This is a genomic window from Shewanella xiamenensis, assembly GCF_024971755.1.
GTDB lineage: Bacteria > Pseudomonadota > Gammaproteobacteria > Enterobacterales > Shewanellaceae > Shewanella > Shewanella xiamenensis.
Window position 1 is genome coordinate 4782501 of sequence record NZ_CP079718.1, and the last position, 19031, is coordinate 4801531.

Annotated in this window: 29 protein-coding genes; 7 read left to right on the forward strand and 22 right to left on the reverse strand. The window is 45.0% G+C overall.

The window, feature by feature from the left end:
* Nucleotides 1-456 precede the first annotated feature (456 nt).
* Genes KXJ80_RS22060 through KXJ80_RS22075 form a run of 4 tightly spaced genes read right to left on the reverse strand, consistent with a single transcriptional unit; the run spans nt 457 to nt 4056 of the window.
* Nucleotides 457-1038: a TlpA disulfide reductase family protein gene (locus KXJ80_RS22060; RefSeq protein WP_037429821.1), complete on the reverse strand. Its 582-nt coding sequence runs from the start codon at nt 1036-1038 to the stop codon at nt 457-459.
* On the reverse strand, nt 1035-1514 hold the full coding sequence (gene nrfF / locus KXJ80_RS22065) for a heme lyase NrfEFG subunit NrfF (RefSeq protein WP_037422794.1): 480 nt from the start codon (nt 1512-1514) through the stop codon (nt 1035-1037). Before nrfF ends, KXJ80_RS22060 begins: the two co-directional genes overlap by 4 nt.
* Nucleotides 1511-2065 carry a DsbE family thiol:disulfide interchange protein gene (locus tag KXJ80_RS22070; RefSeq protein ID WP_037422791.1) on the reverse strand — a complete coding sequence of 185 codons (555 nt, stop codon included), beginning with the start codon at nt 2063-2065 and terminating at the stop codon, nt 1511-1513. Before KXJ80_RS22070 ends, nrfF begins: the two co-directional genes overlap by 4 nt.
* Before the next feature lie 11 nt (nt 2066-2076).
* On the reverse strand, nt 2077-4056 hold the full coding sequence (locus KXJ80_RS22075; protein WP_218737617.1) for a heme lyase CcmF/NrfE family subunit: 1980 nt from the start codon (nt 4054-4056) through the stop codon (nt 2077-2079).
* A 399-nt stretch (nt 4057-4455) separates the two neighbouring features.
* On the opposite strand from KXJ80_RS22075, the gene ccmI reads away from it, so the two are divergent.
* The gene (ccmI, locus tag KXJ80_RS22080) at nt 4456-5703 is read left to right on the forward strand and encodes a c-type cytochrome biogenesis protein CcmI (protein WP_037429823.1); all 1248 of its coding nucleotides are present in this window, start codon (nt 4456-4458) and stop codon (nt 5701-5703) included.
* Between the two features lie 85 nt (nt 5704-5788).
* On the opposite strand, the gene scyA is transcribed toward ccmI, so the two are convergent.
* Nucleotides 5789-6088: a monoheme cytochrome c5 ScyA gene (gene scyA, locus KXJ80_RS22085; RefSeq protein WP_037422782.1), complete on the reverse strand. Its 300-nt coding sequence runs from the start codon at nt 6086-6088 to the stop codon at nt 5789-5791.
* A gap of 324 nt (nt 6089-6412) precedes the next feature.
* Here scyA and ccmA point away from each other — a divergent pair, with 324 nt between their 5' ends.
* The 6 genes from ccmA to KXJ80_RS22115 all read left to right on the forward strand — a co-directional run bounded on the left by ccmA (nt 6413) and on the right by KXJ80_RS22115 (nt 10310).
* Nucleotides 6413-7063, forward strand: coding sequence for a cytochrome c biogenesis heme-transporting ATPase CcmA (gene ccmA / locus KXJ80_RS22090; protein WP_037422780.1), 651 nt, complete (start codon nt 6413-6415; stop codon nt 7061-7063).
* An 11-nt stretch (nt 7064-7074) separates the two neighbouring features.
* The gene (gene ccmB, locus KXJ80_RS22095) at nt 7075-7761 is read left to right on the forward strand and encodes a heme exporter protein CcmB (RefSeq protein ID WP_037422777.1); all 687 of its coding nucleotides are present in this window, start codon (nt 7075-7077) and stop codon (nt 7759-7761) included.
* A 1-nt stretch (nt 7762) separates the two neighbouring features.
* A complete protein-coding gene (locus KXJ80_RS22100) occupies nt 7763-8509 on the forward strand; it encodes a heme ABC transporter permease (RefSeq protein WP_037422774.1) in 747 nt (248 codons plus the stop codon).
* Nucleotides 8509-8709, forward strand: a complete 201-nt coding sequence (ccmD, locus tag KXJ80_RS22105; RefSeq protein WP_037422771.1) for a heme exporter protein CcmD — start codon at nt 8509-8511, stop codon at nt 8707-8709. Before KXJ80_RS22100 ends, ccmD begins: the two co-directional genes overlap by 1 nt.
* A complete protein-coding gene (gene ccmE, locus KXJ80_RS22110; RefSeq protein ID WP_037422767.1) occupies nt 8706-9191 on the forward strand; it encodes a cytochrome c maturation protein CcmE in 486 nt (161 codons plus the stop codon). Before ccmD ends, ccmE begins: the two co-directional genes overlap by 4 nt.
* A 114-nt stretch (nt 9192-9305) precedes the next feature.
* Complete coding sequence (locus KXJ80_RS22115; protein ID WP_218737618.1) at nt 9306-10310, forward strand: ABC transporter substrate-binding protein; 1005 nt, start codon at nt 9306-9308, stop codon at nt 10308-10310.
* Between the two features lie 62 nt (nt 10311-10372).
* Here the strand turns inward: KXJ80_RS22115 and rplQ are convergent, their stop codons facing one another.
* From rplQ to rplN, 17 genes are all read right to left on the reverse strand, one after another.
* Nucleotides 10373-10768 (reverse strand): 50S ribosomal protein L17, encoded by a 396-nt coding sequence (rplQ, locus tag KXJ80_RS22120; RefSeq protein ID WP_007644470.1) that lies wholly within the window; start codon nt 10766-10768, stop codon nt 10373-10375.
* A gap of 40 nt (nt 10769-10808) precedes the next feature.
* Nucleotides 10809-11798 (reverse strand): DNA-directed RNA polymerase subunit alpha, encoded by a 990-nt coding sequence (locus tag KXJ80_RS22125; protein ID WP_011070632.1) that lies wholly within the window; start codon nt 11796-11798, stop codon nt 10809-10811.
* A gap of 24 nt (nt 11799-11822) precedes the next feature.
* Nucleotides 11823-12443 carry a 30S ribosomal protein S4 gene (rpsD, locus tag KXJ80_RS22130; RefSeq protein WP_037421477.1) on the reverse strand — a complete coding sequence of 207 codons (621 nt, stop codon included), beginning with the start codon at nt 12441-12443 and terminating at the stop codon, nt 11823-11825.
* A 31-nt stretch (nt 12444-12474) separates the two neighbouring features.
* Nucleotides 12475-12867 carry a 30S ribosomal protein S11 gene (rpsK, locus tag KXJ80_RS22135; RefSeq protein WP_006083577.1) on the reverse strand — a complete coding sequence of 131 codons (393 nt, stop codon included), beginning with the start codon at nt 12865-12867 and terminating at the stop codon, nt 12475-12477.
* Between the two features lie 14 nt (nt 12868-12881).
* Complete coding sequence (gene rpsM / locus KXJ80_RS22140) at nt 12882-13238, reverse strand: 30S ribosomal protein S13 (protein WP_011070630.1); 357 nt, start codon at nt 13236-13238, stop codon at nt 12882-12884.
* Between the two features lie 114 nt (nt 13239-13352).
* Entirely contained in the window at nt 13353-13466 is a 114-nt protein-coding gene (gene rpmJ / locus KXJ80_RS22145; RefSeq protein ID WP_006083579.1) for a 50S ribosomal protein L36, read from the reverse strand.
* 22 nt (nt 13467-13488) lie between these two features.
* Nucleotides 13489-14829, reverse strand: coding sequence for a preprotein translocase subunit SecY (gene secY, locus KXJ80_RS22150; RefSeq protein WP_011621032.1), 1341 nt, complete (start codon nt 14827-14829; stop codon nt 13489-13491).
* A 7-nt stretch (nt 14830-14836) separates the two neighbouring features.
* The gene (rplO, locus tag KXJ80_RS22155; RefSeq protein WP_011070628.1) at nt 14837-15271 is read right to left on the reverse strand and encodes a 50S ribosomal protein L15; all 435 of its coding nucleotides are present in this window, start codon (nt 15269-15271) and stop codon (nt 14837-14839) included.
* A gap of 3 nt (nt 15272-15274) precedes the next feature.
* Nucleotides 15275-15457: a 50S ribosomal protein L30 gene (gene rpmD, locus KXJ80_RS22160; RefSeq protein WP_006083582.1), complete on the reverse strand. Its 183-nt coding sequence runs from the start codon at nt 15455-15457 to the stop codon at nt 15275-15277.
* 6 nt (nt 15458-15463) lie between these two features.
* Nucleotides 15464-15967: a 30S ribosomal protein S5 gene (gene rpsE, locus KXJ80_RS22165; RefSeq protein WP_007644438.1), complete on the reverse strand. Its 504-nt coding sequence runs from the start codon at nt 15965-15967 to the stop codon at nt 15464-15466.
* 12 nt (nt 15968-15979) lie between these two features.
* Complete coding sequence (gene rplR / locus KXJ80_RS22170; protein ID WP_011715467.1) at nt 15980-16330, reverse strand: 50S ribosomal protein L18; 351 nt, start codon at nt 16328-16330, stop codon at nt 15980-15982.
* A gap of 10 nt (nt 16331-16340) precedes the next feature.
* Nucleotides 16341-16874, reverse strand: coding sequence for a 50S ribosomal protein L6 (gene rplF, locus KXJ80_RS22175; RefSeq protein WP_037421473.1), 534 nt, complete (start codon nt 16872-16874; stop codon nt 16341-16343).
* Between the two features lie 10 nt (nt 16875-16884).
* Nucleotides 16885-17277: a 30S ribosomal protein S8 gene (gene rpsH / locus KXJ80_RS22180; protein ID WP_007644434.1), complete on the reverse strand. Its 393-nt coding sequence runs from the start codon at nt 17275-17277 to the stop codon at nt 16885-16887.
* Between the two features lie 24 nt (nt 17278-17301).
* Entirely contained in the window at nt 17302-17607 is a 306-nt protein-coding gene (rpsN, locus tag KXJ80_RS22185; RefSeq protein ID WP_011070625.1) for a 30S ribosomal protein S14, read from the reverse strand.
* Between the two features lie 10 nt (nt 17608-17617).
* The gene (rplE, locus tag KXJ80_RS22190) at nt 17618-18157 is read right to left on the reverse strand and encodes a 50S ribosomal protein L5 (RefSeq protein WP_011070624.1); all 540 of its coding nucleotides are present in this window, start codon (nt 18155-18157) and stop codon (nt 17618-17620) included.
* 12 nt (nt 18158-18169) lie between these two features.
* The gene (gene rplX, locus KXJ80_RS22195) at nt 18170-18484 is read right to left on the reverse strand and encodes a 50S ribosomal protein L24 (RefSeq protein WP_011070623.1); all 315 of its coding nucleotides are present in this window, start codon (nt 18482-18484) and stop codon (nt 18170-18172) included.
* Between the two features lie 11 nt (nt 18485-18495).
* Nucleotides 18496-18864: a 50S ribosomal protein L14 gene (gene rplN, locus KXJ80_RS22200; protein ID WP_006083590.1), complete on the reverse strand. Its 369-nt coding sequence runs from the start codon at nt 18862-18864 to the stop codon at nt 18496-18498.
* Nucleotides 18865-19031 lie beyond the last annotated feature (167 nt).

Below are 19031 nucleotides of genomic sequence, written 5' to 3' on the forward strand. Positions count from 1 at the left end.
TTGTTTCAACATTTCTTAGTTAAAAGAAGTGCCAAAACAAACTGTACATATTGCTATGAACACTCATTCATTGATTTAATTCTTTGATTACTCGCCAAACGGCAGAGTAATTTCGATTAACTCAACACCTGTGAGTGTCCACACAGATTTCTTGTTTAGATTGTTAAAGAGCATTTGACCACTCACTTCGCGTTACCGCTCAGCGGGTCAGGGCTGCGTATTCTACGCATTTCCCTTGTCGCGTCAAGGTGTTTTTACAAACTTCTTGAGGCTTTCGAATCAACTGCACAATTTGCATTCGATTCGTACTGTAACCGCGTTAGCTTTCGCTGTCTGCCGTGTCAGTGGATGCGCATTATAGGCAGCGAAACTTTTTGTGCAAGCGCTTTTTAAAAGAAAAAAGATCGCATGGCGATCTTTTCTACAACGGTGCTCTATTTACGCTCTATATGCTGTTTAATTCAGCTTTTTAGCGCCTTTATCGATAAAACTTTGGATTAGCGATACGGCTTTTGCATCATCCCAATCGACAAAGGAGCGCACAAACGCGATCAATTGGCCATTTTGATCGAGAATAAAGGTTGCAGGAATGGTATCCAGTGGGAACACCTGCCCTAAGTTTTGCGTAGGATCGTAATAGGAATTAAAGTTTGCCATTCCTAATGATGTGAGAAAAGGCTGCACTTGTTGCTTACCACCAGCATCGATAGAGATAGGCAATAACGCAAACTGATCCGCTTTAAACTTTGTCGCCAAACGCTCAATTGCGGGCAACTCCCTTACGCAGGGTGGGCACCAGGTCGCCCACATGTTGACCATCACAACTTTGCCTTTGTATTGGCTAAAGTCGATAGGCTTTCCATTCGCATCACTAAAAGCAACAACTTCGATAGGATAAGTCTGTGGAAGAACGTTAATCAGATCGACTGTCGACTCAATCGGTTTATTTGCCTGCTGCATGCCGGGGTACGCATGGGCACCACCAGCAAAGGCAACAGACAGACTCGCTAGGATTGCAGCTAAAGCAAATGACTTCATTTATTATCACGCTTTAATAAAGCATCAAGCGCTTTTTGATCTTCGGCACTGATCTCAGGCTCGGTCGTGCCACCGATACGTTGCTTGCGGATAAAGATGAAACCAATGATAAGACCGAGCAATAACAAACCCACTGGACCTAACCAAAGAATATAGGTTTTAGTTTCCATTTTCGGTTTGTAGAGTACAAACTCACCATAACGGCTGGTCATAAACTCGATGATTTCATCGTCACCTTTGCCTTCATCGACCATTTTATACACTTCAAGGCGCAGATCTCGTGCAACGGGCGAGTTGGAATCGATCAAGTTTTGGTTCTGACATTGCGGGCAACGCAACTCATGCGCTAATGACAAACCTCGTTTTTGATTTTCGGGTGATTTAAATTCGTAAGTATCTACAGGTGTGGCCATTACGGTTGTCACCATACTCAGCATTAACACCAGGCCACCAATGATTTTTGTCAAAATTCTCACGCTGCACCATCCTTCGCCGCTTCAGCTTGGAGTTGTTGAATCATAGGATAGAGAGTTTCACTCCATACACGCTGATCAATAGGCCCTGCGTAGCGATAACGAATAATGCCATTATGATCAACAATAAAGCTTTCCGGTGCACCGTAAACGCCAAGATCTAAGCCTAAGCGTCCATCCTTATCAAAAATATTAATATTGTAAGGATCACCCTGGCGTTTTAATTCTTCCAGCGCGGGGATACGTTCGTCACGGTAGTTAATCCCATAGATAGGCAGAATATTCTGACGTTTCAGCATGACTAAGAAAGGGTGTTCATACTTACAAGAGGGGCACCAAGTAGCCCAAACGTTAAGTAATGACACTTTTCCTTTCAGTTGCTCATTGGTAATCATCTCGTTTGGTGTTTCGAGACGTTCCAGTTGGAAAGCCGGAATAGGCTTTCCTTCCAGAGCTGAATCCAGTTTCTGCGGATTTAAAAACAATCCTTTGTATAAAAATACTCCCATGCCAAGAAAAATGACTAATGGGATAAACAGAACCAACTTCTTCATACATTCCCCAATTATTGAGCGGTAGCTAATTTCGCTTTTTCAGTTTGCGGCTTAACGGTAGCTGCCACTTTTGAGCGATAGCGTTTATCCGATGCGGCAAAGAAACCACCGACCATCATGAATATTGCTCCAAACCATAACCAACGAACAAAAGGCTTGTAGTTCAAACGCACAGCAAATTCAGTGCTGCTGATTGGATCGCCCATGGTGACATATAAGTCACGGAACAGACCCCAATCGATACCGGCTTCGGTCATGTCCATAGTACGCACATTGTATTGGCGACGATCAGGCTTGAGTAACGTCAGCAGCTTATCGCCTTTGTAGATCTCAATTTGACCTTGTTGTGCGGTGTAGTTAGGACCAACGACGTTCTTAGTCTCAAGATATTTAAAGGTATAACCCGCAAGCTCTTGGCTTATGCCGGGCCCCATACGCACACTTTTCTCAACCGAGTAGTTAGATACCATAGTGGCACCGATAACCGACACAGCAATACCTAAGTGAGCTAAGACCATACCCAGCTCACTACGGCCCATACGTGCCACGCTTAATTCACCATCTTTAGGCTTCACGATATTGTAAGCGGCTCTTGCGGTTGCCAACACAATCCAAGCAGCAGCGGCGATACCCAAAGCAACCCACACGTTAAAAGCACCATCGACAATAAATGGCGTCACGATACCAATCGCGGCTGATACTAATGCAGGCACCAGCAATTGGCGTTTTAACTCACCCGCTTTTGATTTCTTCCAACGGATGATCGGACCCACGCCCATAAACGCAAACAGCACGAGCACGATCGGTACAAACACAGCATTAAAATATGGAGGTCCAACAGAGATCTTGCCCATGCCTAAAGCATCGATCAACAGTGGATATAACGTCCCTAACAGGACTGTACCAGCAGCGACAGTCAGCAATACGTTACAGACTAACAGCATGGTTTCTTTTGATTTCAATTCGAAGCGTGCAGGGCTGCTCATTTCACTTGCGCGGAAGGCAAACAACGTGAGCGAACCACCGATAGCTAAGCCGAGCAATAACAGAATAAACATACCGCGGCTTGGATCGGCTGCGAATGAGTGAACCGAAGTCAGTACGCCGGAACGCACGATAAAGGTACCCAGTAAACTTAACGAAAATGCAAAGATTGACAGCAATACTGTCCAGTTACGGAATGCACCACGTTTTTCCGTTACGATGAGCGAATGCACTAAAGCAGTACCCACTAACCAAGGCATAAAAGAGGCATTTTCTACTGGATCCCAGAACCACCAGCCACCCCAGCCTAATTCGTAGTATGCCCACCAAGAACCTAATGCAATACCGCCAGTGAGGAAAATCCAAGCAGCCAAGGTCCAAGGACGAGACCAACGAGCCCAAGCCGAGTCAAGATGGCCACTCATCAATGCAGCAATTGCAAACGCAAAGCTTACAGAGAAACCCACATAACCTAAATACAACATTGGCGGATGGAAGATTAAGCCAACATCCTGCAACATTGGGTTCAAGTCGCGACCTTCGGCTGGCATTGGAAATAAACGTTCAAATGGGCTAGAAGTGAGCAGCATAAATAAGCTAAAACCAATCACAATCAGCGCCAATACAGCCAGCACCCTTGCAGTAAACACTTCTTCCAAGCCTTTACTGAATAATGCGACAGAAGCGGCCCAAGTCGATAACGCAAACACCCAGAACAACAGAGACCCTTCATGACCGCCCCATACGGCCGCAATCTTAAAGAAAATAGGTAACTGAGAATTAGAGTGATGTGCCACGTAGGCCACGGAGAAATCATCAACGGCGAAGCTATAACCAAGCGATACTACGGATAAAGCAATAAAAAAGAACATTCCGTAGGCTAACGGCCAAGCATACCTCACTAGGTATTGGTCTTTACGGGCAACACCTATAAGGGGAACGCTGGTTAACAAGAAGGCGAATGCCACTCCTATAATCAGCGAAAAGTGTCCAAGTTCTGGGATCATGGGTTTTCCTCAGTCTCTAATAATATGTTGATTTAGAAAAATTCCAAACCAACGCACAACATGCTGTTCACACAAATGCACGAAATTTGGTTCATTTTAGTATTTGCTATTGTTCCTGTCTGCCTCTTTCATACAAAACTGGGTGACTTGTCTCATTCTCGATTTTTGCCCAAATGGAGCCACCGCAGGCCTACAGTTTTGCATGTGACAGATAAATGAGCCTTAAGTTTCATATAAAATTTACCAGATGGAACAATTTGTGAACCAGTGCCCAACTCTCAGCTTTCACAGTTGTGAAGGTCTTATATTACTGTTCAATGAATAATCTTTACGTATAATCTTGCTTCCAAGCCAGCGGTAACAACCGCTTTTATGCAAACTAAAGTGAATATAGAAACAATGACGACATTTTGGATTTTTATTGCGCTTGTTGTGTTGGTCAGCTTAACACTGATCTGGATCCCACATTTCAGACAGCAAAAGTTATTGCGTACTGAGGAAGCTGGTGTTCGCAAACAAACGAACCTCGAATTGTTCAATGAACGTCTTTCCACCCTTGAGAAAGAACTTAATGAAGAACTGCTCGACCAAGCAGAATTTGATGCGCTTAAGAAAGAACTCGAAATCAGTTTACTCCAAGACATCAAACAAGCGAGCGATGATTCCCTTGTCAATCAAATCAAACCTAAAAGTATCCTTTGGCCATCAGTCATGTCGGTATGCTTGATTGCGATCTCAGGTTACCTTTATCAGCAATTAGGGGCCTTTGAAAATATTGGCAATACCCAAGCGGCTAACCCACATGCAGGTATGGATACTGCGCAAATCATGGGGCAGCGCGTACAAATGATGGAAGCCCAAGTGCAAGCCGAGCCAGAAAATAGTCAGGCTTGGTTTAGTCTAGGTCATGCATATATTTCGGCTAACCAATTTGATAAAGCAGTCGCGGCCTTCGACAAAGTGATGGATTTAGTGGGCAAACATGCCGAGTTAATCGGACCAAAGGCCACGGCGCTGTACTACAAAGCCGGTCAGCAAATGACACCAGAAATTCAAGCCTTAATAGACGAATCGCTAGCATTAGATCCACAGGATCCATCAACACTGTTGTTAGTTGGTATGGATGCTTTCTTTACTGCTAAGTACCAAAAAGCCATTGATTCATGGCAGACCATTCTTAATAGTGACCGCACAGATGTGGATCGCGCCGCACTGATGAATGCCATCGAAACAGCTAACTTACGTATGCAAGCCGAAACGACAGGTATGCCTAACGATGATGTACACAAGCAGGCAAAAGTCACAAGCAAATCAGTAAGTATTGAAATTTCAATTTCACCTGAACTTGCAGCTAAAGCGAGCCCAGAAGACACTATCTTTGTCTTTGCACGTGCAACTGAAGGTCCTAAAGTACCGCTAGCAGCAACCAAAGTTAGTGCAAAATCATTGCCTGTTACAGTGACACTAGACGACAGCACAGGCATGGGGGGCGATGTAAAATTAAGCCAAACTGCTAGCGTTGAAGTTATTGCCGTCTTATCCAAGCATGGCAATATCAAACCTCAGGCGGGTGATATTCAAGGAAAAATCAGCAAAGTTAATGTGGGTGAAACGGCAAACTTAGTACTGGATACCCAAGTGCAATAAGTTATTCGCACCTAGCACTAAGTTTCAGCTTAGCGCAGACATAAAAAAACCGGCTAATGCCGGTTTTTTTTAACACTGCAAAAAATTACTTAGCTTTAGACATAAACTCGATAGCTGCTTTGTAATCATCATCAGTACAATCAGTACACATACCACCTGGTGGCATTGCGTTTAAACCTGTTTTTACACTTTTAACTAGATTATCAACACCTTTAGCTAAACGTGGTTCCCACTCCGCTGCATTGTGCGCTTTTGGAGCACCAGCAACACCCATGCTATGGCACACGGTACATGCCTTGTTGAAAATAGCTTCAGCATCTTGAGCTGAAACGTTGACTGACATAGTCAAAGCAGCGACTGCAGTCATTGCTAACAGTTTTTTCATGTTCAATGTTCCTAATGCAAATACGTACAAAGCTCGCGCTGCCCTTTGAGGCAGACTCATTATAGCGGACTAAGATTACTACAAACTTCAATAAATCTCATCTTTTTGTGATTAGAATCTCAGCACAAATGATATAAGGCGACAAGCGTGACAAATTCGTTAATATATTAGCAAATATTAAAAAAGTTCGATTTGTACGAGAAATATTGCGGTTATTGGAACCACATCAAATTGCTGACATCTAGTCCCAAGCAAGTGTAAACCCGCAATATCGTTTGTGTTAGAATCACTTGTGTTTCCTTCCGGCTTGAGATAGAGGGTTCAGTGACAAATATAACTTCAGTAAACACACTGTTATCAGCGAGCAAGCTGACATGCATCCGTGAAGAACGCATTCTATTTGATGAATTAAGTTTTGAGATTAATGCTGGCGATATCGTCCAGATTGAAGGCCCTAATGGTGCCGGCAAAACCAGTTTATTACGCATATTAGCAGGTCTATCTCGCCCCTATGCGGGGCAAACCTTCTATATAAATGAAGATATCAACCGCTGTCGTGACGAATATAACGAAGATCTACTGTATTTAGGCCACCTTGCGGGAGTGAAATCCGAATTAACCGCTGAGGAAAACCTTAACTTCAATTTAAGAATCAGTGGCTATGATGATTTTGATACGTCTGCCATATTAGCTAAAGTAAATCTATCAGGTTTTGAGGAAGCGCTTGCTGGGCATTTGTCCGCGGGCCAACATCGCCGAACAGCATTGGCAAGGCTTTGGCACAATGATTGTAAGGTGTGGATCCTAGATGAACCTTTTACCGCAATCGATAAAAAAGGCGTCGAAGAGCTTGAACAGTTATTTATTCAACATGCGGATAATGGTGGCTGTGTGATCCTGACCACTCACCAAGATATGGGCATTATCAAAGATGATAGGCTTCGTAAAATTCGTCTAGATTATCGCTTCGTATAAGGTTTGGCATAATGAAAAGAGGCATCAGCTTTACTCAAGCGTTTTTAACGTTACTTCAGCGGGATCTAAAGATTGCCATTCGACACCGTGGTGATATTTTTAATCCCCTATTATTCTTCATTATGGTTGTAACCCTATTTCCACTCGGCATTGGCCCAGAACCACAAATGCTAGCCCGTATTGCCCCAGGGATTATTTGGGTTGCGGCATTGTTAGCATCCATGTTGTCGCTGGAGCGTCTATTTAAAGCTGACTTTAGTGACGGCAGCTTAGAACAGATGCTACTTAGCCCACAACCTTTGTCTGTTTTAGTCTTAGCCAAAGTGTTAGCCCACTGGATACTTACGGGTGTTCCATTGATTATTATTGCCCCACTGCTGGCCGTGCTACTGAACTTAGATGCTAATAGTTATGGTGCATTGATTGCCACACTGGCTTTAGGCACCCCAGTGTTGTCACTCTTAGGTGCTATTGGCGTGGCATTAACCGTTGGTCTACGTAAAGGCGGCGTACTATTAAGCCTTTTGATTCTGCCACTTTATATTCCAGTGCTCATTTTCGCGACCAGCGCCATTGATGCGGCAGGAATGAATTTACCCTATGACGGTCAGCTCGCTATAATTGGCGCCATGTTGATCGGTTCGTTAACCTTAGCACCTTTTGCAATCGGTGCATCTCTGCGAGTGAGTACTAACTAAAATGTGGAAATGGTTACACCCTTACGCGGATCCTGAACGCGCATATAAGTTATCAGGAACATTATTTCCATGGTTTGCCACCTTAGCCTGCCTTTTCCTTACAGTTGGCACCGTATGGGGTTTATTGTTTGCCCCGACAGATTACCAGCAAGGAGATAGCTACCGTATTATCTTTATCCATGTACCAGCTGCATCAATGTCAATGGCGGCCTACATGGGTATGGCGACAGCAGCATTTATTGGTCTTGTCTGGCAGGTCAAATTAGCAGACTGGGCAGCTGCGTCTATTGCTCCTATAGGAGCTGTCATCACCTTTATAGCACTCTTTACTGGTGCCGCTTGGGGCAAACCTATGTGGGGCACTTGGTGGGTATGGGATGCGCGTCTGACCTCTGAATTAGTACTACTATTCCTCTACTTAGGTGTGATTTCCCTCTACGCTTCCTTTGAGGATAAAGTACTCGCTGCACGTGCAGCAGGGATCTTGGCAATCGTAGGGGTAATTAATATCCCCATTATTAAATATTCCGTTGAATGGTGGAGCTCATTGCATCAACCATCAACCATCAAAATTACCTCTAAATCGACCATGTCGAGCGACATGTTATACCCACTTTTAATCAATATTTTAGGTTTCGGGCTTATGATAGGCGCTATCACTATTGTGAGATTTAGAGCAGAAATCTTAGCAAGAAACGGCATGCGCCCTTGGGTACGTGAACTTGCTAAAGCTGAGGAGGTCAAATAATGCAATTCGATTCTATCAGTGATTTTTTCAACATGGGTGGCTATGCCTTTTATGTATGGCTTGCCTATGGTGTGACCTTCTTCTGTGTATCGACGCTGATCATCACTAGCGCACGCCAAAAGCGTAAGGTTTTGATTGAAATAGCGAAAAAGATGAACCGCGAAGAGCGCCTCAAAGAAACTAGGAGTAACAAATCGTGAACCCAAGACGCAAAAAGAGACTGACGTTAGCTATAGCACTAATCGGTGGCGTAGCCGCGATTGCTTCACTGCTGCTGTATGCGTTGAACTCCAACTTAAACTTATTCTATACACCGTCAGAAATCGTAAACGGTAAAACCGATACAGGCGTTAAACCCGAAGCGGGCCAACGTATTCGAGTAGGTGGCATGGTAACGGTAGGCTCTATGGTACGTGATCCAAACAGCCTACATGTGCAATTTGCAGTACACGATTCCTTAGGTGGCGAAATTCTAGTGACCTATGACGATCTATTACCGGATCTATTCCGCGAAGGACAAGGCATCGTCGCCCAAGGTGTATTAGGGGAAGATGGTAAGTTGGCCGCAACTGAAGTCTTAGCAAAACATGATGAAAACTACATGCCTCCAGAAGTTGCAGAAGCAATGGGGCAAAAACATGAGAAGCTAGATTACAGTCAGCAGAAAGCGACAGCACAATAACGTAAGCACATCGCCGAAAGAATATTTAAAGCCTCATTATGAGGCTTTTTTATTGCCCGCCGGATACTCGAGGTTGGACTATACTCAAAGCTATATTCCACTAGGTATCTCTCCATGAATTTAATTAAGTTATTAATTAAAAGATGGCGACAGATTTTTACCTTAATGCTGGCATGTTTCATACCAATGGCATATGCGGCCAAGGTGGTTGTCATCGAGAGCTATCACCAAGGTTACACGTGGGATAAGCAGTATTATCAAGCCATACTCGATACATTGACACCTCTCAATGAGGTAAATCACTTTGAAATGGACACAAAACGGCTACCTAAAAATCTTCATGCCAAACGGGCAGAACTAGCATGGCAATTTATTCAACAACAAAAACCACAGTTAGTGATCCTAGCAGATGATAATGCCGTTAATTATCTACACCAACGGTTAAACTCAAGCCAAATTCCAGTGGTATACCTTGGCATTAATATGAACCCAAGAGAATATCACTTAAATGAATATAAGCGTTTTACGGGTGTGCTTGAAAGACCTCTACTCAGACGCTCTCTGCTATTACTGCAACGAATATTACCAATATCAAAGCACCGAAAAATCTTAGTTCTGTTCGATCAAAGTGATACGTCTAGACTTGCAGCGGATTATATCAGTAAGCAGCAACTGAGCATGTTGAGCGATGTGGAAGTTGAAATATTACAACTAAATCAACTTAGTGAATGGCAAAAGCAAGTCATTGCAGCTAAAGACAATGGCTTTAGTGCGATAGTCGTTGCACTTTATCATGCAGTGAGGGATGACAAAGATCAGTCGGTTAATGCTGAAGAATTATTAGGATGGGTTTCAGCTAACACACCAGTACCCAATTTTGGTTTTTGGGGATTTAGCGTGTACAACAACGGCAATATCGGCGGCTATGTTCTCGATGGTTACCAACACGGCAAGATCGCAGCAAAAATGGCCTCAAGGATCCTCGCAGGTGAGAAACCGGAAAACATATTCCCAGTAACAGATGACCTAGGACAATTTATGTTTAGCCGTAAAGGGTTAAGTAAATGGCACTTAACATTGCCTAAAGAAATCGAGAAACAAACGACTTGGGTCGAGTAAGTTAAAACGAGCTGAAATAAAAAGCCGGGCTTAGAGCCCGGCTTTTAAATTTGTAACCTTAATTACTCAGCAGCTTCAACATCAACAGCTTGAGCAGCTTCTGGACGACCTACTAGCTCGATGTAAGCCATTGGGGCTTTATCACCAGCACGTAAACCGCACTTAAGGATACGGGTGTAGCCACCAGGACGTTCCTGGTAACGTGGACCCAATTCAGTGAATAACTTACCTACGACTTCAGCGTCGCGAGTACGTGCAAACGCTAAACGACGGTTTGCAACGCTGTCACTCTTAGCAAGTGTTATCAGAGGCTCAACTACGCGACGCAGTTCTTTCGCTTTAGCTACGGTTGTCTTGATGATCTCATGACGAACCAGTGAGCTTGCCATGTTACGGAACATAGCTTGGCGGTGGCTGCTGTTGCGGTTAAGTTGACGACCACTCTTACGATGGCGCATGACCTAATCCTTATAACCTAAATCTGTACAAACCTGAGACTTATAGGTCGTCTGCTAAACTAGCTGGAGGCCAGTTTTCCAGACGCATACCTAACGACAGTCCGCGAGAAGCTAAAACGTCCTTAATTTCAGTAAGAGATTTCTTACCTAAGTTAGGGGTTTTCAGCAGCTCAACTTCAGTACGCTGTACCAGATCTCCGATGTAATGAATCGCTTCGGCTTTCAAACAGTTAGCCGAACGTACAGTTAGCTCTAAATCGTCGACAGGACGCAACAGAATCGGATCGAACTCCGGCTTCTCTTCCTTCATTTCTGGCTCAGTCACGTCACGCAGCTCAACAAACGCATCCAGCTGTTCAGCTAAGATGGTTGCAGAACGACGGATAGCTTCCTCAGGATCAATAGTACCATTAGTGGTCATATCGATAACGAGTTTATCCAAGTCAGTACGCTGTTCAACACGAGCTGCTTCTACATTGTAGGCAATACGTGCGACTGGCGAGAAAGAAGCATCAACCAGCAAGCGGCCGATTGGGCGATCATCGTCTTCTGTCTGTGCACGAGCAGATGCTGGCACATAACCACGACCACGCTCAACGCGAATACGCATGCTGATATCATTGTTACCTGTTAAATGACAGATAACATGATCAGGATTCACGATAGTGACATCACCATCATGCGTGATATCTGCTGCGATGACAGGGCCTGCGCCGGACTTGCTTAATGTAAGCATAGCCTCGTCTTTACCCTCGATAGTCACTGCTAATCCTTTCAGATTAAGCAAGATTTCAAGGATATCTTCTTGTACGCCTTCCTTACTGCTGTATTCGTGCAGTACGCCGTCAATCTCGACTTCGGTAACCGCGCAGCCGGGCATAGACGACAATAGGATGCGACGCAACGCGTTACCTAAAGTGTGGCCGAAACCACGCTCAAGCGGTTCCAAAGTAACCTTGGCACGTGTTGAGTTAACCTGCTCGATATCAACGAGACGCGGTTTAAGAAATTCTGTAACAGAACCCTGCATTGTGTCCTCTCTTGTTTGTTAGCCTTACTTAGAGTAAAGCTCGACGATCAGCTGTTCGTTAATTTCCGCAGACAAATCGCTACGTTCTGGAATACGCTTGAAAGCACCTTCCATTTTCGCGCTGTCGACTTCAACCCATGTAGGCTTCTCGCGTTGACCAGCCACTTCTAAAGCCGCTTTGATACGAGCTTGAGTGCGTGACTTTTCACGGATGCTTACAACATCATTCGCAGACACTTTGAATGACGGAATGTTAACAACACGACCGTTAACCATAACAGATTTATGGCTTACTAGCTGACGTGATTCTGCACGAGTCGCACCGAAACCCATACGATAAACAACGTTATCTAAACGAGTTTCTAAAAGTTGCAACAGGTTTTCACCAGTGTTGCCTTTCAGACGTGCAGCCTCTTTATAGTAGTTACGGAATTGCTTTTCTAACACACCGTAAATACGACGAACTTTTTGTTTTTCGCGTAACTGTAAACCGTACTCTGACAGACGTGGCTTACGAGCGCCATGCTGTCCTGGTGCAGATTCCAGTTTACACTTAGAATCGATTGCTCTCACACCGCTTTTTAAGAAAAGGTCAGTACCTTCTCGGCGGCTGAGCTTGAGCTTGGGACCCAAGTATCTTGCCATGATCTTTCTCCAACTATCCTAATGAAACGCGTTATACACGACGCTTTTTAGGAGGACGACAACCATTATGAGGGATCGGCGTCACATCGGTAATGTTGGTAATTTTGTAACCAACAGCGTTCAGCGCACGAATGGCTGATTCACGACCTGGACCTGGACCCTTCACAAACACTTCAAGGTTTTTTAAACCGTAGTCTTGAGCAGCAGCGCCTGCACGCTCAGCAGCTACCTGTGCAGCAAATGGCGTCGATTTACGTGAACCACGGAAACCTGAACCACCTGAAGTAGCCCATGACAACGCATTACCTTGACGATCTGTAATGGTGACAATTGTGTTGTTGAAAGAAGCATGGATATGAGCCATGCCATCTGCAACCTGTTTACGTACGCGCTTACGCGGAGAACGTGACGGAACTTTAGCCATTGTCTACCTTCCCGTTACTTCTTGATTGGTTTACGTGGACCTTTACGCGTACGCGCATTGGTCTTAGTACGTTGCCCACGAAGAGGCAGGCTACGACGATGGCGGAGACCACGATAACAACCAAGATCCATAAGACGCTTGATGTTCATAGAAATCTCACGACGTAAGTCACCTTCTACTAAGTATTTGGCAACTTCTTCGCGTAGGGTGTCGATTTGAGCTTCGCTCAATTCCTTGATCTTAGCAGTTTCAGCAATTGACGTAGCTGCGCAGATTGCTCTAGCGCGAGTACGGCCGATGCCGAAAATTGCAGTCAATGCGATGACTGTATGCTTTTGATCAGGAATGTTAATGCCAGCGATACGGGCCACTATGCACTCCTTAAGTTAAAGGCCAACTGCGAAAAGCCCGAAAGGATACTCGACAGTTGACAGATTTGCAAACAATATTTGTTCAGCCCAACAGTGGGCTGAACAATTTCACTTTTAGCCTTGACGCTGTTTGTGTTTTGGTTCAACACAGATAACGCGCACAACGCCACTACGCTTGACGATCTTGCAGTTACGGCAGATCTTCTTCACGGAAGCTCGAACTTTCATTTCATCACTCCGTAAAGCTTACTTAGCGACCAAAACGATCTAAATTCGCTTTGTTAACTAGGTTAGCTTTCTTCATCACAGACTCATACTGATGTGACATCATATGGGTCTGAACCTGAGCCATGAAGTCCATGATTACGACTACCATAATTAGTAGTGAAGTACCGCCAAAATAGAACTGTACTTTCCACGCAATTAGCATGAACTCCGGAATTAAACAGATAAAGGTAATGTATAACGCGCCAGCTAATGTTAGGCGAGTCATTACTTTATCAATGTAACGCGAAGTCTGTTCTCCAGGACGGATCCCAGGGATGAATGCACCACTCTTCTTCAGGTTGTCTGCTGTTTCACGTGGATTAAATACCAACGCTGTATAGAAGAAACAGAAGAAGATAATCGCTGCTGCATACAATAATGAGTAAAGCGGTTGTCCAGGTGACACGGCCAATGAAAAATCACTTAACCATGACATAGACTCATTTTGACCAAACCACTGAGCCAGTGTGCCTGGGAACAAAATGATGCTTGACGCAAAAATTGGAGGAATTACACCCGCCATGTTTATTTTCAGTGGCAAGTGAGTAGATTGCGCAGCGAATACCTTACGGCCTTGCTGACGCTTAGCATAGTTAACGACGATACGACGTTGACCACGCTCTACAAACACCACGAAATAAGTCACAGCAAAAATAATTACCGCGAGCAACAACAACACTAACACATTCAGGTCACCTTGACGCGCCTGCTCAGCCGTTTGGCCGATAGCGGAAGGTAATCCAGCAACAATACCTGCGAAAATTAAAATCGAGATACCGTTACCTATACCTCGTTCGGTAATTTGCTCACCTAGCCACATCAGGAACATAGTTCCTGTTACTAAGCTCACAACCGCTACAAAGTAGAAACCGAATCCAATATTGACCACTAGGCCTGGGACTAAGTTTGGTAACCCTGTTGCAATACCGATCGACTGGAATGTACCCAGCACCAACGTACCCCATCGAGTGTACTGACTGATTTTTTTACGTCCAGACTCGCCTTCTTTTTTCAATTCAGCGAGTGCAGGATGCACAACAGTCAATAACTGCATGATAATCGATGCCGAAATGTACGGCATGATACCTAATGCAAAGATAGAAGCACGGGAAAGAGCACCACCCGAGAACATGTTAAACATGCCTAGGATGGTCCCTTTTTGCTGAGCAAACAGCTCTGCTAATACAGCTGCGTCAATACCAGGAATTGGTACAAACGAACCGGCCCTAAAGACGATAATCGCACCAATCACGAACAGGAGGCGAGCCTTCAACTCTGAAAGTCCACCTTTCGCGCTTTTTAAATCAAGTCCTGGTTTTGCCATCGACGTATTATTCCTCGATCTTACCGCCAGCAGCTTCAATTGCTGCACGTGCACCTTTGGTTACCTTCAGACCTTTTACAGTCACTGGGCGCTCAATGGTACCTGAAAGAACGATTTTCGCAAACTGGATGTTGCGAGTAATAACGTTCGCATCTTTCAGAGCGTTTAAGTCGATAACATCACCGTTAACTTTAGCCAGTTCGAGTACACGAACTTCAGCTGTTACCATAGCGCGACGCGAGGTAAAACCAAATTTAGGTAAACGGATCTTAAGTGGCATTTGACCACCCTCGAAGCCTGGGCGTACACCGCCACCGCTACGAGATTTTTGGCCTTTGTGACCACGACCCGCAGTTTTACCTAAACCTGAACCCATACCACGGCCTACACGCTTTGGTGCATGCTTAGCGCCTGCAGCTGGAGATAGAGTATTTAAACGCATCTATTAATCCTCCACCTTAACCATGTAGTAGACCTTGTTGATCATACCGCGAACTGAAGGAGTATCTTCTAATTCAACAGTGTGACCAATGCGACGCAAACCAAGACCCGTTAGGGTTGCACGGTGCTTCGGTAAACGACCGATACCGCTTTTAGTTTGAGTAACTTTTACAGTTTTAGTTGCCATGGTGCATTACCCCCGAATTTCGTCAACATTCAGGCCACGCTTAGCTGCGATTTGCGATGGTGACTTCATGTGCACCAGAGCATCTACAGTCGCGCGAACGATGTTGATCGGGTTAGTAGAACCGTATGCTTTAGACAGAACGTTATGAACGCCTGCAACTTCCAATACGGCACGCATTGCGCCACCGGCGATAATACCGGTACCCTGTGATGCTGGTTGCATGTATACACGTGAACCAGTATGACGACCTTTAACTGGGTGATGCAGAGTACCTGCATTCAACTCAACGGTCACCATGTTACGACGGGCTTTTTCCATAGCTTTTTGAATTGCTGCTGGAACTTCGCGCGCTTTACCATAGCCATAGCCGACCTTACCATTACCATCACCCACTACTGTCAGTGCTGTGAAGCTAAAGATACGACCGCCCTTAACTACTTTAGAAACACGATTAACTGCAATTAATTTCTCTTGCAGATCGTCTTTTTGCTGAGCTTCTAATTTAGCCATTTTTATAACCCCTTAGAACTGGAGGCCAGCTTCACGAGCAGCATCTGCTAGAGCAGCTACACGACCGTGATACTTGAAACCAGAACGATCGAACGCAACTGTTGTTACGCCTTTTTCGATCGCGCGCTCAGCAATAAATTTACCTACTGCCTTAGCCGCGTCTACGTTGCCGGTACTCTTCAGTTGCTCTTTAACCGCTTTTTCCACGGTTGAAGCAGCTGCCACCACCTGAGCTTCAGGATTGATCACCTGAGCATAAATGTGACGCGGTGTACGATGTACAACCAGACGGTTCACGCCCAGCTCTTGGATCTTCTTACGAGCGCGAATAGCGCGACGTAAGCGAGATGTTTTCTTATCCATATCGCGTTACCTACTTCTTCTTAGCCTCTTTACGGCGTACTTCTTCGTCGTCATAGCGAACACCCTTGCCTTTGTATGGCTCTGGTGGACGATATCCGCGAATCTCAGCAGCGACTTGGCCAATTAACTGTTTATCAACGCCACGTAGGACGATGTCAGTTTGGCTAGGGCACTCTGCAGTAACGCCTGCGGGCAGTTTGTGTACTAACGGATGAGAGAAACCTAAAGTAAGGTCAATGTCAGCACCGACGAGTTTCGCACGGTAACCAACGCCAACTAACTTTAATTTACGCTCAAAACCTTGAGATACACCAACAACCATGTTGTTTACTAATGCACGTGTTGTACCAGCCTGTGCCCAAGCGCCAACTGCGCCCTCAACAGGAAGGAATTTAATCACGCCACCTTCAATAACAACATTGACCGCATTGTTGATCACTCGAGTCAGACTTCCTTTCGCGCCTTTGACGGTCAGGGTCTGTTCGTTTAAGGTCACCTCTACGCCAGCTGGAATAGATACTGGTGCTTTTGCTACACGAGACATTCCTAGCTCCTTATGCTACGTAGCAGATAACCTCGCCACCCATGCCTGCAAGGCGGGCGGCACGATCAGTCATCAGGCCTTTAGAAGTGGACACAATTGCGACACCCAGTCCGCCCATTACTTTAGGAAGTTCGTTTTTACCTTTGTAAATACGAAGACCTGGACGGCTTACACGCTGGATAGTCTCAACGACTGGTTGGCCTTGGAAGTACTTTAAGGTAATTTCCAATTCAGGCTTGGCTTCATCTGCTACGGCGTAATCCGCGATGTAACCTTCTTCTTTAAGCAGTTTCGCAATAGCGACTTTCAGCTTAGCAGAAGGCATCTTCACAGATACTTTGTTAGCAGCTTGGCCGTTACGAATACGGGTTAACATATCCGCAATAGGATCTTGCATGCTCATATTAGCTTACTCCGTGACAAGTGCTTACCAGCTAGCCTTACGCAGGCCAGGAACTTCACCACGCATGGTTGCTTCACGTAATTTGATACGGCTTAAACCGAACTTACGTAGGAAACCATGTGGGCGACCAGTTTGATTACAACGATTGCGTTGACGCGATGCGCTGGAATCACGTGGTAGAGCTTGCAGCTTTAATACTGCATCCCAACGATCTTCATCAGAAGAAGCTGGACTTGCAATAATCACTTTCAGAGCAGCACGCTTTTCAGCGAACTTAGCTACGAGCTGTGCACGCTTTGCTTCACGTGCTTTCATTGATGTTTTTGCCATTACGCTACCCTTATTTCTTGAATGGGAAGTTAAAAGCGTCTAACAAAGCACGACCTTCTTCATCAGTCTTCGCAGAGGTAGTGATAACAATATCCATACCGCGAATTTTATCGATTTTATCGTAATCGATCTCTGGGAAAATGATCTGCTCACGCACGCCCATCGCGTAGTTACCACGGCCATCGAACGCTTTAGCGCTCAGACCACGGAAGTCACGGATACGTGGGATTGCGATGTCAACTAAACGCTCTAAGAATTCCCACATACGCTCACCGCGCAGGGTCACTTTACAGCCAATAGGGTAGCCTTCACGGATTTTAAAACCAGCAACTGATTTACGAGCAACAGTTACTACTGGTTTTTGACCAGCAATTGCAGTCATGTCACGGACAGCATGTTCCATAACTTTTTTGTCTGCAACGGCTTCGCCAACACCCATGTTCAGGGTGATTTTCTCAATCCGAGGGACTTGCATGACACTGGTATAACCGAACTTTTGAGTCAGTTCAGCGACAACAGTCTCTTGATATTTATCATGCAGTTTCGCCATCGTTTACTCCAGTTACTTAACGAGTTCACTGTTCGATTTAAAGAAACGAACTTTTTTGCCGTCTTCAAATCGGAAACCAACACGATCCGCCTTGCCAGTGACAGGGTTAAAGATCGCAACATTTGATGCTTGAATCGGTGCTTCTTTCTCAACAATACCACCGGCTACACCCAGTTGTGGGTTTGGCTTTTGGTGTTTTTTGACAAGATTGATGCCTTCAACAATTAACTTACCAGTAGGTAATACTTGAGCAACTTTAGCACGCTTGCCCTTGTCTTTACCTGCTAATACGATTACTTCGTCTTGACGACGGATTTTAGCTGCCATTTTGAAGCTCCTTACAGTACTTCTGGTGCCAGCGAGACAATTTTCATAAATTGCTCATTACGCAATTCACGTGTCACTGGTCCAAAGATACGAGTACCAATCGGCTGCAGGTTGTTGTTCAAAAGAACAGCTGCATTCCGATCGAAGCGAATGACAGAACCGTCTGGACGACGTACGCCTTTCTTAGTACGGACTACCACCGCGTTATACACATCACCTTTCTTCGCTTTAGCGCGAGGAATTGCTTCTTTAACAGAAACTTTGATAATGTCGCCGATACCGGCATAACGACGATGAGAGCCACCCAAGACCTTAATACACTGAACTCTGCGTGCGCCGCTGTTACATGCGACGTCAAGAGTCGATTGCATTTGGATCATTTTAAGTGCTCCGCTATCGTTACTACACAATTCCCACTATGGGACTATAAACACCATTTTTGCTTTGAATTTAGTCAAAAATGGGGCGCAAATATAACACCATAAATATGGAATGTATAGTATTAAAAAAACAAACGGCCCCAAATACTGGAGCCGTTTACCTAAAT

Excerpts from the sequence above, each read along its gene's own strand:
- KXJ80_RS22060 (WP_037429821.1), bottom strand. The coding sequence starts at position 1,038 with ATGAAGTCATTTGCTTTAGCTGCAATCCTAGCGAGTCTGTCTGTTGCC.
- KXJ80_RS22070 (WP_037422791.1), bottom strand. The coding sequence starts at position 2,065 with ATGAAGAAGTTGGTTCTGTTTATCCCATTAGTCATTTTTCTTGGCATG.
- KXJ80_RS22075 (WP_218737617.1), bottom strand. The coding sequence starts at position 4,056 with ATGATCCCAGAACTTGGACACTTTTCGCTGATTATAGGAGTGGCATTC.
- ccmI (WP_037429823.1), top strand. The coding sequence starts at position 4,456 with ATGACGACATTTTGGATTTTTATTGCGCTTGTTGTGTTGGTCAGCTTA.
- scyA (WP_037422782.1), bottom strand. The coding sequence starts at position 6,088 with ATGAAAAAACTGTTAGCAATGACTGCAGTCGCTGCTTTGACTATGTCA.
- ccmB (WP_037422777.1), top strand. The coding sequence starts at position 7,075 with ATGAAAAGAGGCATCAGCTTTACTCAAGCGTTTTTAACGTTACTTCAG.
- KXJ80_RS22100 (WP_037422774.1), top strand. The coding sequence starts at position 7,763 with ATGTGGAAATGGTTACACCCTTACGCGGATCCTGAACGCGCATATAAG.
- ccmD (WP_037422771.1), top strand. The coding sequence starts at position 8,509 with ATGCAATTCGATTCTATCAGTGATTTTTTCAACATGGGTGGCTATGCC.
- KXJ80_RS22115 (WP_218737618.1), top strand. The coding sequence starts at position 9,306 with ATGAATTTAATTAAGTTATTAATTAAAAGATGGCGACAGATTTTTACC.
- rplQ (WP_007644470.1), bottom strand. The coding sequence starts at position 10,768 with ATGCGCCATCGTAAGAGTGGTCGTCAACTTAACCGCAACAGCAGCCAC.
- KXJ80_RS22125 (WP_011070632.1), bottom strand. The coding sequence starts at position 11,798 with ATGCAGGGTTCTGTTACAGAATTTCTTAAACCGCGTCTCGTTGATATC.
- rpsD (WP_037421477.1), bottom strand. The coding sequence starts at position 12,443 with ATGGCAAGATACTTGGGTCCCAAGCTCAAGCTCAGCCGCCGAGAAGGT.
- rpsK (WP_006083577.1), bottom strand. The coding sequence starts at position 12,867 with ATGGCTAAAGTTCCGTCACGTTCTCCGCGTAAGCGCGTACGTAAACAG.
- rpmJ (WP_006083579.1), bottom strand. The coding sequence starts at position 13,466 with ATGAAAGTTCGAGCTTCCGTGAAGAAGATCTGCCGTAACTGCAAGATC.
- secY (WP_011621032.1), bottom strand. The coding sequence starts at position 14,829 with ATGGCAAAACCAGGACTTGATTTAAAAAGCGCGAAAGGTGGACTTTCA.
- rplO (WP_011070628.1), bottom strand. The coding sequence starts at position 15,271 with ATGCGTTTAAATACTCTATCTCCAGCTGCAGGCGCTAAGCATGCACCA.
- rpmD (WP_006083582.1), bottom strand. The coding sequence starts at position 15,457 with ATGGCAACTAAAACTGTAAAAGTTACTCAAACTAAAAGCGGTATCGGT.
- rpsE (WP_007644438.1), bottom strand. The coding sequence starts at position 15,967 with ATGGCTAAATTAGAAGCTCAGCAAAAAGACGATCTGCAAGAGAAATTA.
- rplR (WP_011715467.1), bottom strand. The coding sequence starts at position 16,330 with ATGGATAAGAAAACATCTCGCTTACGTCGCGCTATTCGCGCTCGTAAG.
- rplF (WP_037421473.1), bottom strand. The coding sequence starts at position 16,874 with ATGTCTCGTGTAGCAAAAGCACCAGTATCTATTCCAGCTGGCGTAGAG.
- rpsH (WP_007644434.1), bottom strand. The coding sequence starts at position 17,277 with ATGAGCATGCAAGATCCTATTGCGGATATGTTAACCCGTATTCGTAAC.
- rpsN (WP_011070625.1), bottom strand. The coding sequence starts at position 17,607 with ATGGCAAAAACATCAATGAAAGCACGTGAAGCAAAGCGTGCACAGCTC.
- rplE (WP_011070624.1), bottom strand. The coding sequence starts at position 18,157 with ATGGCGAAACTGCATGATAAATATCAAGAGACTGTTGTCGCTGAACTG.
- rplX (WP_011070623.1), bottom strand. The coding sequence starts at position 18,484 with ATGGCAGCTAAAATCCGTCGTCAAGACGAAGTAATCGTATTAGCAGGT.
- rplN (WP_006083590.1), bottom strand. The coding sequence starts at position 18,864 with ATGATCCAAATGCAATCGACTCTTGACGTCGCATGTAACAGCGGCGCA.